This window comes from Zobellella maritima (assembly GCF_003075035.1).
Lineage (GTDB): Bacteria > Pseudomonadota > Gammaproteobacteria > Enterobacterales > Aeromonadaceae > Oceanimonas > Oceanimonas maritima.
On sequence record NZ_QCZE01000001.1, the window covers coordinates 580,823 to 595,837 of the forward strand.

Consider the following 15,015-nt stretch of genomic DNA (forward strand, 5'->3'; position numbering starts at 1 on the left):
CGCGCCTCCCACAGGGTCATCTGCCGGTTTTTGAGCTTGCTGGAGGAGGGACGACCTTTGTGGGAGCGTCGACCCCGGCGCGATAATATCCGAAGGATATTCAGTGGCCTTGAAACTAATTGCCGTGGGATCGGGCTTCCTGCAACTACATTGATGGCCTTTCGGCCCACTTGCCGCGGGGTCGCGCCTCCCACAGAAGCAGGAGCTGCTGCCGGGTTTGGGTTTGCTGTAGGAGCGTCGACCTCGGCGCGATAATATCCGAAGGATATTCAGTGGCCTTGAAACTAATTGCCGTGGGATCGGGCTTCCTGCAATGACATCTTGATGGCCTGGCGGCCAACTCGCCGCGGGGTCGCGCCTCCCACAGGGTCATCTGCCGGTTTTTGAGCTTGCTGGAGGAGGGACGACCTTTGTGGGAGCGTCGACCCCGGCGCGATAATATCCGCAGGATATTCAGTGGCCTTGAAACCAATGCCCCGGGGTGAACTTCCTGCAATTACATCTTGATGGCCTGGCGGCCAACTCGCCGCGGGGTCGCGCCTCCCACAGGGTCATCTGCCGGTTTTTGAGCTTGCTGGAGGAGGGACGACCTTTGTGGGAGTGTCGACCCCGGCGCGATAATATCCGCAGGATATTCAGTGGTCTGATGCCATATCGCTGCGAGATGCCTTGCTGTGGGAGTGTTGACCCCGGCGCGATAATATCCGCAGGATATTTGATGGCCTTGAAACTAATTGCCGCGGGGGCGCGCCTCCTACTGCCTTCTGCTCACTGTTATAAACGGCTCTGGCGCCGGTGTTTCCAGCGGCGCAGCACCGTCCAGCGCCACAGGCCGTGGATCGTCATAAAACCGGTGGCGGCACTGACCAGCCCCAGCACGGCACAGCCCAGCAGGAACGGCGGCCCGGCGGTGCTCATGGCGCTGGTCAGCCAGCTGAGGCTTAACTCGAAATGCTGGTAGTGGTGGGGTTTGTCCAGCAGGAACGAGCCCAGCCGGTAGGAGAAATAGAACATGGGCGGCATGGTAATGGGATTGGTGACCCACACCAGCGCCATCGACAGGGGCAGGTTAACCCGAAAAAAAATGGCCATGCTGGCGGCCAGCAACATCTGAAAGGGGATCGGCATCCAGGCGCAGAGCAGGCCGACGGCAAAGGCGCCGGCGGCGGAGTGACGGTTCAGATGCCACAGGTTATTGTCATGCAGGCGGTCGCCAAGCAATTGTAAGTGCTTGTTATTTTTGATGGTGCCCGGGTCGGGCATCAAGCGTCGTAAGGTTTTTTTTGGCATCTGCTCCAGGTCCGCAATACTTACCCCATGGATAAGCGGCTGTTCTGTTTCTGCTCCGGTGTGTCATCCAGTTTGATCTGGCCCTGGTTGCCACCCTGGGACTGGTGGCTGCCGTTGACACTCTTGTGTCTGCTTGTGCTACGGCGCTTCCTGCTCGGTGGCTGGGTGCTGCTGGGGGTATTATGGATTTTCAGCTATAGCCACTGGCAACTCAACTGGCTGACCCAGCCCGAGTTGACCGTCAGGAGTCACATTATAGCGGGTCAGGTTGTCGCCTCCTACCCCAAAGAAGAAACGACGGGTCGGCTGATTGTTAGGCTGGAAAGCCTGAATGGTCAAGCACTTTCCCCCCAACCCCGGATACTTTTGGCTTGGTATGGGCAGGGACCCATACCGGCACGGGGTGATCGTATCGGTTCTGTCACCCGCCTGATGCCGCCCCACAGCCTGCAGAACCCGGGTGGTTTCAACAGTGCCCGTTGGCTGTTGGGGCAGGGGATCACCGCCCGCGGCTACCTGACTGGTCTGCTGTCCCACGCGCCCGCACCGGTTACGCTGCGGAGCAGGCTATTGAGCCGTTTCGAGGATGCCACCGAGGGACTGGCTGCCCGGCGCTGGCTGCTGGCGCTGAGTTTCGGTGAGCGGGGCGAGTTGGCGCCCCGGGACTGGGACACGCTGCGGGCCCTGGGGGTGAGCCATCTGTTCGCCATTTCCGGCCTGCATATCGGCCTGCTGGCCGCCCTCGGCTATGGCCTGGGCAGCCTGACCGGCCGTGCCTGGCTGGCGGCCCTGGGCGGTGCGGCCCTGGCGCTGATGTATGCCTGGCTGGCGGGATTTTCGCTGCCGACCCAGCGGGCCCTGCTGATGCTGCTGCTCTGGCTTGGGCTCGGCGGCCTGGGTCGGTACTGGAGCGGGCGGCGCATACTGCTGGTGTGTTGTACCCTCTTGTTGGCCGGCCAGCCCTGGCTAATATTCAACCAGGGCTTCTGGCTGTCGGTGCTGGCGGTCGCCGCCTTGCTGGGTTCCCGGCTGCTGTTTCGCCGGCAAGGGCTGGTCGCTTTGCAACTGGCCCTGACCCTGCTGCTGTTGCCCCTGTTGTTGCTGTTGTTCGGCGGCTTCAGCTGGCTGTCGCTGCCCGTCAACCTGGTGCTGATCCCGCTGTTTTCCCTGTTGTTGATCCCGCTGTTGCTGTTGGCCTGTCTGCTGCTGGTACCCGTGCCCGGGCTGGCCCTGCCTTTGCTGGCGTTGCTGGATGGGCTGTTTGTCCGGTTGATGGCGGTCCTGGAGTGGCTGGTAGGCACCCTGTCTCCCTGGTGGCCGCTGTCCGCCTGGGGCCAGGGAGCCCTGTTGTTGCTGGTACTGATGTTGATGGCCGGGCTGCTGCCCGGGGCGCGTCGGCTCTGGCTGCTCGGCCTGTACCTGCTGTTGCTGAAGGCCTGGCCCGGGCCGGTCTGGGAGGTCCGGGTGCTGGATGTCGGCCAGGGGCTGTCGGTGCTGGTCACCCAGGGCGGGCAGGCGCTGCTGTATGATACCGGCAATCGTTTCCCGTCGGGATTCAACATGGCAGACGGTGTAATACTGCCGTTGCTGAACGAACTGGGCATCCGCCGGCTGGATTACCTGGTGATCAGCCATAACGACAGGGATCACAGCGGCAATCGAGACTACCTGGCGCGGACGCTGTCCGTCGACCGACGCTGGGGGGCTTGGCCGGACGGGCAGGGGTGTCGGGCCGGTCAACTGCAACACTGGCAATCCCTAACCCTGGAGGTGCTCTGGCCCGAGCAGCTCAGCGGTCACAGCAACAATGACTCCTGTGTCCTGCGTATCTCCGACGGCCGGCTGGCGGTGTTGCTGACCGGCGATATCGAGGAATGGGCCGAGCAGCGGCTGCTCCGCAGCGGACAACGATTGCAGGCCCAGTTGTTACTCAGTCCCCACCATGGCAGCGGCAGCTCGTCCAGCCCGGCCTTCAACCGGGCGGTGGCGCCGAGTCTGGTGGTGCATACCGCGGGCTTCGCCAACCGCTGGGGTTTTCCTGCGGACGAGGTGGTGGCCCGCTTTGAGCGGCAAGGGGTCGAGCAGTATGTCACCGGTCAGCATGGCATGCTGCATTTCACCGCGCAGGGGGATCAATGGCGCCTTGTTAACCGGTGGCGAGCGGGTCCCTGGTATAATCGGCTCAATGCTTGGTTGAATGGGCGGAAGTCGTTAGAATAGCCGCTTATTTTTCTAGGCAGAGACCTTATGTCAGAACAAGCACACTCCTCATCCTGGCCGGTTTTGAAACGCCTGCTGGGCTATGTGAAGGAGCGCAAGCTCGGCCTGGTGGCCGCCATCATCGGCATGGCCGGTTATGCCGCCGTCGACACCACCTTCGTCTATTCCATCAAGCCGCTGATCGACGAGGGCCTGACCGGCCAGGATCCCGCCGTGCTGAAGTGGATGCCGCTGTTTGTGATCGGCATCGTTTTCCTGAGGGGTGTTTGCACCTTTCTGTCCAACTATTGCATGGCCTGGGTCGGCAACCATGTGGTGATGTCGCTGCAGCAACAGGTATTCGGTAAGCTGATGGCAATGCCGGTGGCGTTTTTCGACCGCCACAATACCGGCACCCTGCTGTCGAAGGTGACCTATGACGCCTCCCAGGTGTCGTCGGCGGCGAGTTCGACCCTGGTGACCCTGGTACGGGAAGGGGCCACGGTGATCGGCCTGCTGGGGCTGATGTTTTATCATTCCTGGCAGCTGTCGCTGATCTTCTTCGCGGTGGGGCCGGTGGTGGGCGTGCTGATCGCCGTTATCAGCCGCCGCTTTCGCCGCATCAGCCGGGGCATGCAGGATGCCATGGGCAATATCACCAGCAGCACCGAGCAGATGCTCAAGGGCCATAAGGAAGTGCTGATGTTCAACGGCCAGCGGGTGGAGGCCGGCCGTTTCCAGGGGGTGAGCAACCGGGTGCGCCAGCAGAACATGAAGATGGTGGCGGCCGATGCCATCGGTACCCCGGTGGTACAGGTGATCGCTTCCTTCGCGCTCGCCGTGCTGCTCTATGTGTCCACCTTCGACGGTGTCCAGGACAGCCTGACCCCGGGCACTTTTACCGTGATCGTGACCTCCATGATGATGCTGATGCGGCCGCTGAAGAGCCTGACCCAGGTCAATGTCTCCTATCAGCGGGGCATCGCCGCCTGCCAGAGCCTGTTTGGCCTGCTCGACAGCGAAGGCGAGCAGGATCAGGGCCGTCGGCCTCTGAGCCGGGCACAAGGGCAGGTGGAGTTCGACCAAGTGACCTTCCGTTATCCGACCAAGGACACACCGGCCCTGAAAGGGGTGAGCTTTACCCTGGCGCCGGGCAAGACCATCGCCCTGGTGGGCCGCTCCGGTTCCGGCAAGAGCACTATCGCCAGCCTGTTGACCCGTTTCTACGATATCGACGAGGGTGAAATCCGCCTCGATGGGGTCGATATCCGGGACTACCGGCTCAGCGATCTGCGCCGACAGTTTGCCCTGGTGTCCCAGCACGTGCATTTGTTCAACGACACCATCGCCAACAACATCGCCTATGCCGCCGAGGGTGAATACAGCCGGGAGCAAATCATCGCGGTGGCGAAAATCGCCTATGCGGACGAATTTATCAACAAGCTGGAACAGGGCTACGACACCCTGATCGGCGAAAACGGCGCCAGCCTGTCCGGCGGCCAGCGCCAGCGGATCGCCATTGCCCGGGCGCTGTTACGCAATGCCCCCCTGCTGATCCTGGACGAGGCCACCTCGGCGTTGGATACCGAGTCCGAACGCCATATCCAGGCGGCGCTGGATAACCTGCGCAAGGACAGGACCTCGTTGGTGATCGCCCACCGCCTGTCTACCATTGAGAATGCCGATGAAATCCTGGTGATAGACGAGGGCCGGATCGTCGAGCGGGGGGATCATCACAGCCTGATGGCCAGCCAGGGAGTCTATGCCCAGCTCAGGGCCATCCAATTCGGGGACCAGTGATGCAGGCCTGGTACCGCACGCCGACCTGGCTGTGGTTGCTGCTGCCCTTCAGCCTGCTGTTCGGACTGATTGCCGGGGTGCGCCGGCGGCTGTTCAGATGGGGGCTGAAACCGGTTTACCGGGCCCCGGTGCCGGTGGTCATAGTGGGCAACCTCAGTGTCGGCGGCAACGGTAAGACACCGCTGGTGATCTGGCTGGTGGAATGGTTGCGCAAACAGGGCTTTCGCCCCGGGGTGATTAGCCGGGGCTATGGCGGCAAGAGCGAGACGTATCCCCTGCGGCTGACGGGCGATACCGGGCCTGAACAGGCCGGCGACGAGCCGGTGCTGATCCATCGCCGCTGCGGTTGCCCGGTGGTGGTGGCCCCCGACCGGGCCGCCGCTGCCCGACAGCTGGTGACTCTGGGGGTAGATATCATCATCAGCGACGATGGCCTGCAGCATTACGCCCTGGCGCGGGATATCGAACTGGTGGTGGTGGACGGCCAGCGCCGCTTCGGCAATGGTTATCTGCTGCCGATGGGGCCCTTGCGCGAAGGTCTTTGGCGACTCGGCGGGGTCACTGCGGTGGTCAATAACGGCGGTCCCGCGGCACCGGGAGAATACCTGATGACGCTGGCGTCGGGGGAGCTTAACGCCGTAGGCGAAGGTGAGGGACCGTGCCCCTCCGTCGGCAGCCAGGTCCATGCCATGGCCGGGATCGGCAATCCGGGCCGCTTTTTTACTACCCTCACCGAGCAGGGCTTTGTACTTGACCGGCGGTTGGCGCTGGCCGACCATAAGGGAGTGACCCCCGCTGCGCTGGCCGAGGTGCAGTCCCGGCCCCTGTTAATGACCGAAAAAGACGCGGTAAAGTGGCGGGGCGGCCATGACGATGCCTGGTTTCTGCCCGTCGACGCCCATCTACCGGGCGAGTTTGAACAATTGCTGTTAACCCGTTTAAAGGAGCTCCACCATGGCCATTGATGCCAAACTGGTAGAAATCATCGCTTGTCCCGTGTGCAAGGGCAAGCTGCAGCTGGACAGGAAGCACAATGAGCTGGTGTGCCGGTTTGACCGCCTGGCCTACCCGATCACCGAAAACATCCCTGTGCTGCTGGAAAATCGCGCCCGTAAACTGGATCTGGACGAGCTGCCCGGATGAGCTTTATCGTTGTAATTCCCGCCCGTTTCAGCTCGACCCGGCTGCCCGGCAAACCCCTGGCCGATATTCACGGCAAGCCGATGATCCAGTGGGTGGTGGAGCAGGCGCAAAAGAGCGCCGCCCATCGGGTGGTGGTGGCCACTGATGATAGGCGAATCGCCGATGCCTTGGCGGGGCTGGAGGTCGAGGTCTGCATGACCGCTGCCGATCATGATTCGGGCACCGAACGGCTGGCCGAGGTGGTGGAAAAACTGGCGCTGCCAGCCGACGAGATAGTGGTCAATGTGCAGGGCGATGAGCCCCTGCTGCCGCCCGAACTGGTGGATCAGGTCGCCGCGCTGCTAGCCGGCAGCCAGGCACCGATGGCGACCCTGGCGACGCCGATCGAGGAGGCCGAACAGCTGCAGGATCCCAATGTGGTCAAGGTGGTGACAAGCAGTGGCGGCCATGCCCTGTATTTCAGCCGAGCGCCCATCCCCTGGGACAGGGACGGCATGGCGAAGGCCGCGCCGGATCTCAGCTTGTGTCTGCGTCATATCGGCATCTATGCCTACCGGGCCGGTTTTATTCAACGTTATATCAGCTTGCCAACTAGCCCGCTGGAACAGCTGGAAAAACTGGAGCAGTTGCGGGTGCTCTGGCATGGTGAACAGATAGCCCTGGCCCAGGCGCGGGTGCTGCCCCCGTCCGGGGTGGATACCCAGGCCGATCTGGATGCCATACGGCGCCTGCTGGCCGCCGGTTGAATGACATAATTTGCTGCAAAAAAAAACATCTCGGGGTAAAGTTCCCCGCATAACGAGAGGGGCGTTACCGGCCCTGAAAACGGAAATATCTGAGGATAAATATGATTACCCTGGGTGAGTACATAGTTAAAAAGCAGTCCGAATACCCCAATGCCACGGGAGAGCTGACCTCGCTGCTGTCGTCCATCCGTCGGGCGGCCAAGGTGGTGAACCGGGAAATCAACCGCGCCGGCCTGGTGTCGGACATCATCGGCGGCAGCTTTGGCCGCGAAAATGCCCAGGGTGAAGTGCAGCAGAAGCTGGATGTATTCGCCAACGATATTTTCAAGGCGGCGCTGGAGGCCCGGGGTGAGGTCTGCGGTATCGCCTCTGAAGAAGAAGACGATTTCGTGGTATTCGACAGCCACACCAGCGCCAACTCCAAATACGTGGTGCTGATGGATCCGCTGGACGGCTCCTCCAACATCGATGTCAACGTGTCCATCGGGACCATCTTCTCCATCTACCGCCGGATCAGCGAACCGGGCGAGCCGGTAACCCTGGAAGATTTCCTGCAGCCGGGGGTCAACCAGATCGCCGCCGGTTACGTGGTGTATGGCTCATCCACCATGCTGGTGTATACCACCGGCAATGGCGTGCATGGCTTTACCTACGATCCCTCTCTCGGCTCCTTCGGCCTGTCCCACGAGAATATCCGTATCCCCGAGCAGGGCCAGATCTACTCCATCAATGAAGGTAACTACATCAAGTTCCCTGAAGGTGTGAAAAAGTACATCAAGTTTTGCCAGGAAAAGGACGAGGAAAGCAAGCGGCCCTATACCTCCCGCTATATCGGCTCCCTGGTATCCGACTTCCACCGCAATATGCTCAAGGGCGGCATCTATATCTACCCTTCCGGTACCAGCGCTCCCAACGGCAAGCTGCGGCTGCTGTATGAGTGCAACCCGCTGGCGTTTCTGGCGGAGCAGGCCGGTGGCCAGGCGACCGACGGCTACCGTCGTATCATGGAAATCAAACCGACCGAGCTGCATCAGCGCACCCCCTACTTTGTCGGTTCCAGCCGCATGGTGGACAAGGCCGGTGAGTTTATGAGCCAGTATTCGAGCCCGGAGACGGAATAACCCCGGGTCCGGATCAACAAGGCGCTTCGGCGCCTTTTTTTATGGCTTATGCTTACCCTGTGCACTGGATGGAGCCATAACCATGTGGAACAGAGACAGCTGTCTGCCGCTGCTGGGGGTGTTGGTCGCCGATGCGGCGAGTCTGGGGCTGCATTGGCTATATGACAGGGGACGTATTGCAGATGTCGTGCAACGGGAAGGCGGCTGTGTGTTTCTCACCCCCGATGCGGCCGATTATCAGGATGCAGCCGGATACTTCGGCTATCCCGATAAAAGCTCCGGGGATCAGTCCGGCTATGGTGAAACGGCCCTGCTGGCCGCCGAGGTGATGGCGGCCGAGGGAGGTTGGAACAGCGCTGCCTATCAACGGGCCTTTGTACGGCATTTCAGTGCCGGTGGCCGTTATCAGGGGTATATCGACAGGCCGACCCGGGCCCTGCTCGAGACCCTGCAGGGGCCGGCCGAAGACTGGCCGCTTGAGTCGGGTTGCGACGATGAGCAGACGCCGGCCCTGGCCACGGTACCGGCACTCTGTGCCTGCTATCCGGAACCGAGTGACCTCGCACTCAAGGTCAGGGATGCCGCCGCCGTGAGCCATCGCCTGCCCGAGGTTCAGCAGGCTGCCCAAGCCCTGGCTCACAGCCTGAACCTGCTGTTGCGGGGGGCTCCCCTGGCTCAGGCGCTGCAGGTTATGGTGGACGATCTGCCGGGGGCATGGCAGGAGAGGGCGAGGGCGGCGTGCGAGGGCCGGCCGGGCCTCGATGAGTTGGCCGAACAATGGGGAACCGGCTGTGCTTTACATGAGAGTATCCCCGTATCCCTGGCACTGATCCGGCGTGCCGACAGTTATTCCCGGGCGATTACCGACAATATCCTGCTGGGGGGGGACAGCTGTGGCCGGGCCTTGCTGGTGGGTGCCCTGGCCGCCGCCCACTGGGGAGTTGGCGAAAAAGGCATTCCCGTGGGCTGGTTGTTACGGTTGAACGAACACCAGAGGATTGCCCGGCTGCTGGGCCGGCTGACTCCGCTGCATAAATAGGCTTCGGCTTGATCCAGAGCAATGTTGTGCCCTTTTAAAGACCTTGAGCTGCCCCTATATTATCAATGAGGTCAAAAAATAGACGCTCAAGGAGGTTTCAAATGGCAATTAAACGTTTGTCATCATCCAGGCTGGCACCCTGGAACTGGTTCAAGCATGAGCAGGATGAGCCCCTGACCATGGTGGGCAACGAGCAGGAACTGCATCCCCTTGCGCGTTTGCAACAGGATATGGAGCGCCTGTTCGAGCGCAACCTGCGCCGGTTCGGGAGTGATCTGCCACTGGGTGACTGGCCGGCTTTCAGTCAGCTCAAGCCCAGCATCGACATCAGTGAACGGGAAGGTTGCTATCTGATCAGTGTGGAAATTCCCGGTGTGAAAAAAGAGGATGTTACCCTGACCCAGGAAGGAGACAGGCTGGTCATTCGCGGAGAGAAGAAGCACGAGCATGAAGAAAAAAGTGACACCCTGCACCGGATCGAGCGCAGTTATGGTCATTTCCAGCGGGTGCTGACACTGCCCGCCGATGCCAGGACCGAGGATATCAGTGCTCAGTTCAAAGATGGGGTCTTAAAGGTAGAGGTGCCGCGTCAGGCCAATGCGGAGCATGCCTCCAAGCAGATCAATATTATCCAGCAATAAACACAAGGCCGGCATTGGCCGGCCTTGTTTTGCTATGCCATGGTCAATGGCGTTATTTCTCAACCTGGGACTTGAACTCGCGTTCGGCGGCGCCGGTATAAAGCTGACGCGGACGGCCGATCTTCTGCTTGGGATCGGAGATCATTTCGTTCCAGTGTGACATCCAGCCGACGGTACGGGCCAGGGCGAAGATCACGGTGAACATGCTGGTGGGAATACCGATGGCTTTCAGGATGATGCCCGAGTAGAAGTCGACATTCGGATACAGCTTGCGCTCAACGAAGTAGGGGTCGGACAGGGCAATGCGCTCCAGCTCCATGGCCACGTCCAGCAGCGGATCGCTGATCTTCAGATCATCCAGTACTTCGTGGCAGGTTTCGCGCATCACGGTGGCACGGGGATCGAAGTTCTTGTACACCCGGTGGCCGAAACCCATCAGGCGGAAGGGATCGTCCTTGTCCTTGGCGCGCTCGATAAACTCGGGAATACGGTCAACCGAACCGATTTCCTCGAGCATCATCAGGCAGGCTTCGTTGGCGCCACCATGGGCCGGACCCCACAGGGAGGCAATACCGGCGGCGATACAGGCGAAGGGGTTGGCGCCACTGGAGCCGGACAGGCGTACCGTACTGGTAGACGCGTTCTGCTCGTGATCCGCATGCAGGGTAAAGATACGGTCCATGGCCCGTTCAACAATCGGGTTGACCTTGTATTCTTCGCAGGGCACGGCGAACATCATGTTCAGGAAGTTGCCGGCGTAGCTCAGCTCGTTACGCGGATAGACAAAAGGCTGGCCGATGGAATACTTGTAGGCCATGGCAGCGATGGTCGGCAGCTTGGCGACCAGGCGATGGGCGGCAATTTCCCGGTGCTCCGGGTTATTGATGTCCATGGGCTCATGGTAGAAGGCTGACAGGCCGGCGATTACCCCGCAGACGATGGCCATCGGGTGGGCGTCACGACGGTAGCCCTTGAAGAAAGAAGAGAGCTGCTCATGGACCATGGTGTGGCGCATGATATTGCGATGGAAATCGTCATACTGCTTGGCGGTAGGGGCCTCGCCGTACAACAGGATATAACAGACTTCCAGGTAGTCTGCATTTTGAGCCAGTTGGTCTATGGGATAGCCGCGATGCAGCAGGATGCCCTTGTCACCGTCGATATAGGTGATTTCGGAGCGGCAGGAGGCTGTCGCCATGAAACCGGGATCGAAGGTAAAGTAACCGTGTGAGCCCAAGGAACTGATATCGATTACATCGTATCCAACAGTACCTGATGAAATAGGAAGCTCAATGGGATCCTTGCCGGGCAGATGCAGGGTGGCCTTTTGGTCAGCCATAACACGTCTCCTTGTTTTTTTATAATAGGTCCACGGGTCCGAATTGTTATGCACTTTTTATGGGAAAGTAAGCAGCAGCACGTCCCATGGTTCGGCCATATTGAAAACAGAACAAGGGGGGAATGTCAATTTTAGTCGTCCTGCCCATCAGCCGTAAACCCGGTTGTGGGATCAGCTTTACATATTTGGCAATTGTTGCCGAGCCTGCGTTGTATTTATTTCCCCCCCTCCTTATACTCGGCACCCGAGGGTATAGGATGCAGTTGTGGCCGTGCCTCAGATGCAGATAATGAAGGTGCAGTGACCGACCGGTCGCGGTGCCTGATTATGCTTTTCGTGTCACACCACATTTCCATATACCCGGGCAAAACTGTTAAAACAATAACTAACGTGCTCCATGGAGCTAGTGGGCAAGACCGTGACTAAAAAACAGAGACCTGTAAACCTCGACCTACGGACTATTCGCCAACCTGTCACAGCAATCGCATCTATCCTCCACCGGGTTGCCGGTGTCATCACGCTATTTGCGCTCGCCATCCTTATCTGGCTGCTCAGTTACTCGCTCTCTTCCGAGCAAGGGTTCCTGGCGGTCGTGGATATTCTCGACGGTTTCTTCGTCGGATTTATCCTCTGGGGTGTGCTGACTGCATTGGCCTATCACATAGTGGGCGGCGTACGCCATCTCATTATGGATCTGGGCTACTGTGAGGAGCTGGAGTCTGGTGCACAGAGTGCCAAGATAGCGTTCGGTGTGACCATCTTTCTGTCACTGTTGGCGGGGGTGTTGGTATGGTAACTAATTCTGCAACCTTCGGACGCAGCGGCGTGCACGACTTTATGTTGATCCGCGCTACTGCTGTAATTCTTACCTTATATACCATTTATCTGGTTGGCTTTATCGCCTTCAACGACATTACCTATGATGTCTGGACCGGCTTTTTCGCCAAAACCTCGACCAAGGTATTCACCCTCCTGGCGTTGTTCAGCGTGCTGATGCACGGCTGGATCGGTGCCTGGCAGGTACTGTCCGACTACATCAAGCCCGCCTTGTGGCGTGGTGTAGCCCAGTTCCTGGTGGTGGTTTTGTTGTTGGTCTATCTGCTGACCGGCATCGTCGTACTGTGGGGTGTATAAGGTGACTATTGCAATTCGCGAATTCGACGCCGTAGTAATTGGCGCCGGCGGTGCAGGTATGCGCGCCGCCTTACAAATAGCGGAATCCGGCAAGAGCTGTGCGCTGTTGTCCAAGGTTTTCCCGACTCGTTCACATACTGTATCCGCCCAGGGCGGGATCACGGTCGCGCTGGGCAATGCCCACGATGACGACTGGCAGTGGCACATGTACGACACCGTCAAGGGCTCCGATTACATCGGTGACCAGGACGCCATCGAGTTTATGTGCGAAACCGGACCCGAAGCCATCCTCGAGCTGGAGAAAATGGGTCTGCCCTTTTCCCGTTTCGACAACGGTCGCATCTATCAGCGTCCCTTCGGTGGTCAGTCCAAGGCCTTCGGTGGCGAGCAGGCGGCACGTACCGCCGCTGCCTCGGACCGTACCGGTCACGCCCTGCTGCACACCCTCTACCAGCAGAACGTCAAACACCAGACCACAGTGTTCTCCGAATGGTATGCCCTGGATCTGGTGAAAAACCAGGACGGCGACGTAGTCGGTTGTACCGCCATCGATATCGAAACCGGTGAGGTCGTCTACTTCAAGTCCAAGGCCGTGGTTCTGGCCACCGGTGGTGCCGGTCGTATCTATCAGTCCACCACCAATGCCCATATCAATACCGGTGACGGTGTCGGTATGGCCCTGCGTGCCGGGGTTCCGGTGCAGGACATGGAAATGTGGCAGTTCCATCCCACCGGTATCGCCGGCGCCGGCGTGTTGGTGACCGAAGGTTGTCGTGGCGAAGGCGGCTATCTGCTGAACAAGGACGGCGAGCGCTTCATGGAGCGTTACGCGCCCAACGCCAAGGACCTTGCCGGTCGTGACGTGGTGGCCCGTTCCATGATGATCGAGATCCGTGAAGGTCGCGGCTGCGAAGGTCCCTGGGGACCACATATCAAGCTGAAGCTGGATCACCTGGGTCAGGAAGTGCTGGAATCCCGCCTGCCGGGCATCTGCGAACTGTCGCGGACCTTTGCCCACGTGGATCCGGTCAAGGAACCCATCCCGGTTATCCCGACCTGTCACTACATGATGGGTGGCGTGCCGACCAACGTGAATGGCCAGGCCCTGAAGCTGGATGCCAACGGCAACGAAGTACCGGTCAACGGCCTGTTCGCGGTCGGCGAAATCGCCTGCGTTTCCGTGCACGGCGCCAACCGCCTGGGTGGCAACTCGCTGCTGGATCTGGTGGTATTCGGCCGCGCCGTGGGCAAGCACCTGACCTCGGCCCTGAATGAAATGGGCGAGAGCCGTAGTGCATCCGAGTCCGACCTGGATGCCTCCCTGGCCCGCTATAACCGTTGGGAAAGCACCCGCAACGGTGAAGATCCGGTTCAGATCCGCAAGGACCTGCAGCGCTGCATGCAGAACAACTTCTCGGTATTCCGTGAAGGCGATGCCATGGCCGAAGGTCTGGCCGAGCTGAAGGAAATCCGCGAGCGCCTGAAAACCGCCCGCCTGGATGACACCAGCCGCGACTTCAACACCCAGCGCATCGAGTGCCTGGAGCTGGACAACCTGATGGAAACCGCTTACGCCACCGCCGTGGCCGCGAACTTCCGTACCGAGAGCCGTGGCGCCCATTCCCGCTTCGACTATCCGGAGCGGGACGACGACAACTGGTTGTGCCATTCACTGTACAATCCGGAAAGCGAGTCCATGGCCAAGCGTGCCGTGAACATGTCACCGAAAACCCGTGAAGCTTTCCCGCCGAAAGCACGGACCTACTAAGGGGAGGGGATGATGCAAGTTACTATTTCTGTTTACCGCTACAATCCGGAAACCGACTCCGCTCCTCATATGAAGGACTACCGGCTGGACGTGTCCGAAGGCTCCGACATGATGGTGCTGGATGCCCTGCTGGCCCTCAAAGAGCAGGATCCGACCCTGGCTTTCCGTCGTTCCTGCCGTGAAGGCGTGTGTGGCTCCGACGGCCTCAACATGAACGGCAAGAATGGCCTGGCCTGTATTACCCCCCTGTCTGATCTGCTCAAGAAAGACAACAAGGTGGTAATTCGTCCGCTGCCCGGCCTGCCGGTGGTGCGTGACCTGGTGGTCGATATGACCCAGTTCTACACCCAGTGGGAAAAGGTCAAGCCCTTCCTGATCGCCGATGACAAGCTGCCGCCGGCGCGGGAGCATCTGCAGTCACCGGATGAGCGCGCCAAGCTGGATGGTCTGTACGAGTGCATCCTGTGCGCTTGCTGCTCCACGTCCTGTCCTTCCTTCTGGTGGAATCCGGACAAGTTTATCGGCCCGGCCGGTTTGCTGGCCGCCTACCGCTGGTTAATTGACAGCCGCGACACCGCCGCCGACGAGCGTCTGTCCGAACTGGATGACGCCTTCAGCGTATTCCGTTGTCATGGCATCATGAACTGCGTGAACGTATGTCCCAAAGGCCTGAACCCCACCAAGGCCATTGGTCATATCAAATCCATGCTGCTGAAACGGGCCGTTTAATCTGCCCAAGCTGTAAACCAGGCCGCCCATGGGCGGCCTTGACTCGACGCCCAGAATGACAGTTTT

14 protein-coding genes are annotated in these 15,015 nt (G+C 60.0%); 12 read left to right on the plus strand and 2 right to left on the minus strand.

All coding sequences use genetic code 11. The annotated features are described in order from the left end of the window. Positions 1 to 774 precede the first annotated feature (774 nt). The gene (locus DCS96_RS02625) at positions 775 to 1,290 is read right to left on the minus strand and encodes a DUF2062 domain-containing protein (RefSeq protein ID WP_116472799.1); all 516 of its coding nucleotides are present in this window, start codon (positions 1,288 to 1,290) and stop codon (positions 775 to 777) included. A gap of 27 nt (positions 1,291 to 1,317) precedes the next feature. Between DCS96_RS02625 and DCS96_RS02630 the strand changes: the two genes are divergently transcribed. From DCS96_RS02630 to DCS96_RS02665, 8 genes are all read left to right on the plus strand, one after another. Next, on the plus strand, positions 1,318 to 3,510 hold the full coding sequence (locus tag DCS96_RS02630; RefSeq protein ID WP_116472800.1) for a DNA internalization-related competence protein ComEC/Rec2: 2,193 nt from the start codon (positions 1,318 to 1,320) through the stop codon (positions 3,508 to 3,510). A 27-nt stretch (positions 3,511 to 3,537) separates the two neighbouring features. Next, positions 3,538 to 5,289 (plus strand): lipid A ABC transporter ATP-binding protein/permease MsbA, encoded by a 1,752-nt coding sequence (gene msbA / locus DCS96_RS02635; protein ID WP_116472801.1) that lies wholly within the window; start codon positions 3,538 to 3,540, stop codon positions 5,287 to 5,289. Then, positions 5,289 to 6,254, plus strand: coding sequence for a tetraacyldisaccharide 4'-kinase (gene lpxK, locus DCS96_RS02640; RefSeq protein WP_116472802.1), 966 nt, complete (start codon positions 5,289 to 5,291; stop codon positions 6,252 to 6,254). The genes msbA and lpxK overlap by 1 nt, the downstream gene beginning before the upstream one ends. After that, positions 6,244 to 6,432 (plus strand): Trm112 family protein, encoded by a 189-nt coding sequence (locus tag DCS96_RS02645; protein WP_116472803.1) that lies wholly within the window; start codon positions 6,244 to 6,246, stop codon positions 6,430 to 6,432. Before lpxK ends, DCS96_RS02645 begins: the two co-directional genes overlap by 11 nt. Continuing rightward, the gene (gene kdsB, locus DCS96_RS02650) at positions 6,429 to 7,178 is read left to right on the plus strand and encodes a 3-deoxy-manno-octulosonate cytidylyltransferase (protein WP_116472804.1); all 750 of its coding nucleotides are present in this window, start codon (positions 6,429 to 6,431) and stop codon (positions 7,176 to 7,178) included. The genes DCS96_RS02645 and kdsB overlap by 4 nt, the downstream gene beginning before the upstream one ends. Before the next feature lie 101 nt (positions 7,179 to 7,279). Then, the gene (gene fbp / locus DCS96_RS02655) at positions 7,280 to 8,299 is read left to right on the plus strand and encodes a class 1 fructose-bisphosphatase (protein WP_116472805.1); all 1,020 of its coding nucleotides are present in this window, start codon (positions 7,280 to 7,282) and stop codon (positions 8,297 to 8,299) included. 82 nt (positions 8,300 to 8,381) lie between these two features. Continuing rightward, positions 8,382 to 9,338, plus strand: coding sequence for an ADP-ribosylglycohydrolase family protein (locus DCS96_RS02660; protein WP_116472806.1), 957 nt, complete (start codon positions 8,382 to 8,384; stop codon positions 9,336 to 9,338). A gap of 101 nt (positions 9,339 to 9,439) precedes the next feature. Next, positions 9,440 to 9,979: an Hsp20/alpha crystallin family protein gene (locus tag DCS96_RS02665; protein WP_157953561.1), complete on the plus strand. Its 540-nt coding sequence runs from the start codon at positions 9,440 to 9,442 to the stop codon at positions 9,977 to 9,979. A 52-nt stretch (positions 9,980 to 10,031) separates the two neighbouring features. Here DCS96_RS02665 and DCS96_RS02670 read toward each other — a convergent pair whose 3' ends face one another. Beyond that, entirely contained in the window at positions 10,032 to 11,318 is a 1,287-nt protein-coding gene (locus tag DCS96_RS02670) for a citrate synthase (protein WP_116472808.1), read from the minus strand. A 397-nt stretch (positions 11,319 to 11,715) separates the two neighbouring features. Here DCS96_RS02670 and sdhC point away from each other — a divergent pair, with 397 nt between their 5' ends. The 4 genes from sdhC to DCS96_RS02690 are packed head-to-tail and all read left to right on the plus strand — an operon-like array spanning position 11,716 to position 14,949. Then, positions 11,716 to 12,114, plus strand: a complete 399-nt coding sequence (gene sdhC, locus DCS96_RS02675; RefSeq protein WP_116472809.1) for a succinate dehydrogenase cytochrome b556 subunit — start codon at positions 11,716 to 11,718, stop codon at positions 12,112 to 12,114. Continuing rightward, positions 12,108 to 12,452 carry a succinate dehydrogenase, hydrophobic membrane anchor protein gene (sdhD, locus tag DCS96_RS02680; protein WP_116472810.1) on the plus strand — a complete coding sequence of 115 codons (345 nt, stop codon included), beginning with the start codon at positions 12,108 to 12,110 and terminating at the stop codon, positions 12,450 to 12,452. The genes sdhC and sdhD overlap by 7 nt, the downstream gene beginning before the upstream one ends. Before the next feature lies 1 nt (position 12,453). After that, positions 12,454 to 14,220, plus strand: coding sequence for a succinate dehydrogenase flavoprotein subunit (gene sdhA / locus DCS96_RS02685; protein WP_116472811.1), 1,767 nt, complete (start codon positions 12,454 to 12,456; stop codon positions 14,218 to 14,220). Positions 14,221 to 14,232: 12 nt separating this feature from the next. Then, entirely contained in the window at positions 14,233 to 14,949 is a 717-nt protein-coding gene (locus DCS96_RS02690) for a succinate dehydrogenase iron-sulfur subunit (RefSeq protein ID WP_116474502.1), read from the plus strand. Positions 14,950 to 15,015 lie beyond the last annotated feature (66 nt).

Coding starts and splice junctions, on each gene's coding strand:
- DCS96_RS02625 (WP_116472799.1), bottom strand. CDS start 1,290: ATGCCAAAAAAAACCTTACGACGCTTGATGCCCGACCCGGGCACCATC.
- DCS96_RS02630 (WP_116472800.1), top strand. CDS start 1,318: ATGGATAAGCGGCTGTTCTGTTTCTGCTCCGGTGTGTCATCCAGTTTG.
- msbA (WP_116472801.1), top strand. CDS start 3,538: ATGTCAGAACAAGCACACTCCTCATCCTGGCCGGTTTTGAAACGCCTG.
- lpxK (WP_116472802.1), top strand. CDS start 5,289: ATGCAGGCCTGGTACCGCACGCCGACCTGGCTGTGGTTGCTGCTGCCC.
- DCS96_RS02645 (WP_116472803.1), top strand. CDS start 6,244: ATGGCCATTGATGCCAAACTGGTAGAAATCATCGCTTGTCCCGTGTGC.
- kdsB (WP_116472804.1), top strand. CDS start 6,429: ATGAGCTTTATCGTTGTAATTCCCGCCCGTTTCAGCTCGACCCGGCTG.
- fbp (WP_116472805.1), top strand. CDS start 7,280: ATGATTACCCTGGGTGAGTACATAGTTAAAAAGCAGTCCGAATACCCC.
- DCS96_RS02660 (WP_116472806.1), top strand. CDS start 8,382: ATGTGGAACAGAGACAGCTGTCTGCCGCTGCTGGGGGTGTTGGTCGCC.
- DCS96_RS02665 (WP_157953561.1), top strand. CDS start 9,440: ATGGCAATTAAACGTTTGTCATCATCCAGGCTGGCACCCTGGAACTGG.
- DCS96_RS02670 (WP_116472808.1), bottom strand. CDS start 11,318: ATGGCTGACCAAAAGGCCACCCTGCATCTGCCCGGCAAGGATCCCATT.
- sdhC (WP_116472809.1), top strand. CDS start 11,716: ATGGAGCTAGTGGGCAAGACCGTGACTAAAAAACAGAGACCTGTAAAC.
- sdhD (WP_116472810.1), top strand. CDS start 12,108: ATGGTAACTAATTCTGCAACCTTCGGACGCAGCGGCGTGCACGACTTT.
- DCS96_RS02690 (WP_116474502.1), top strand. CDS start 14,233: ATGCAAGTTACTATTTCTGTTTACCGCTACAATCCGGAAACCGACTCC.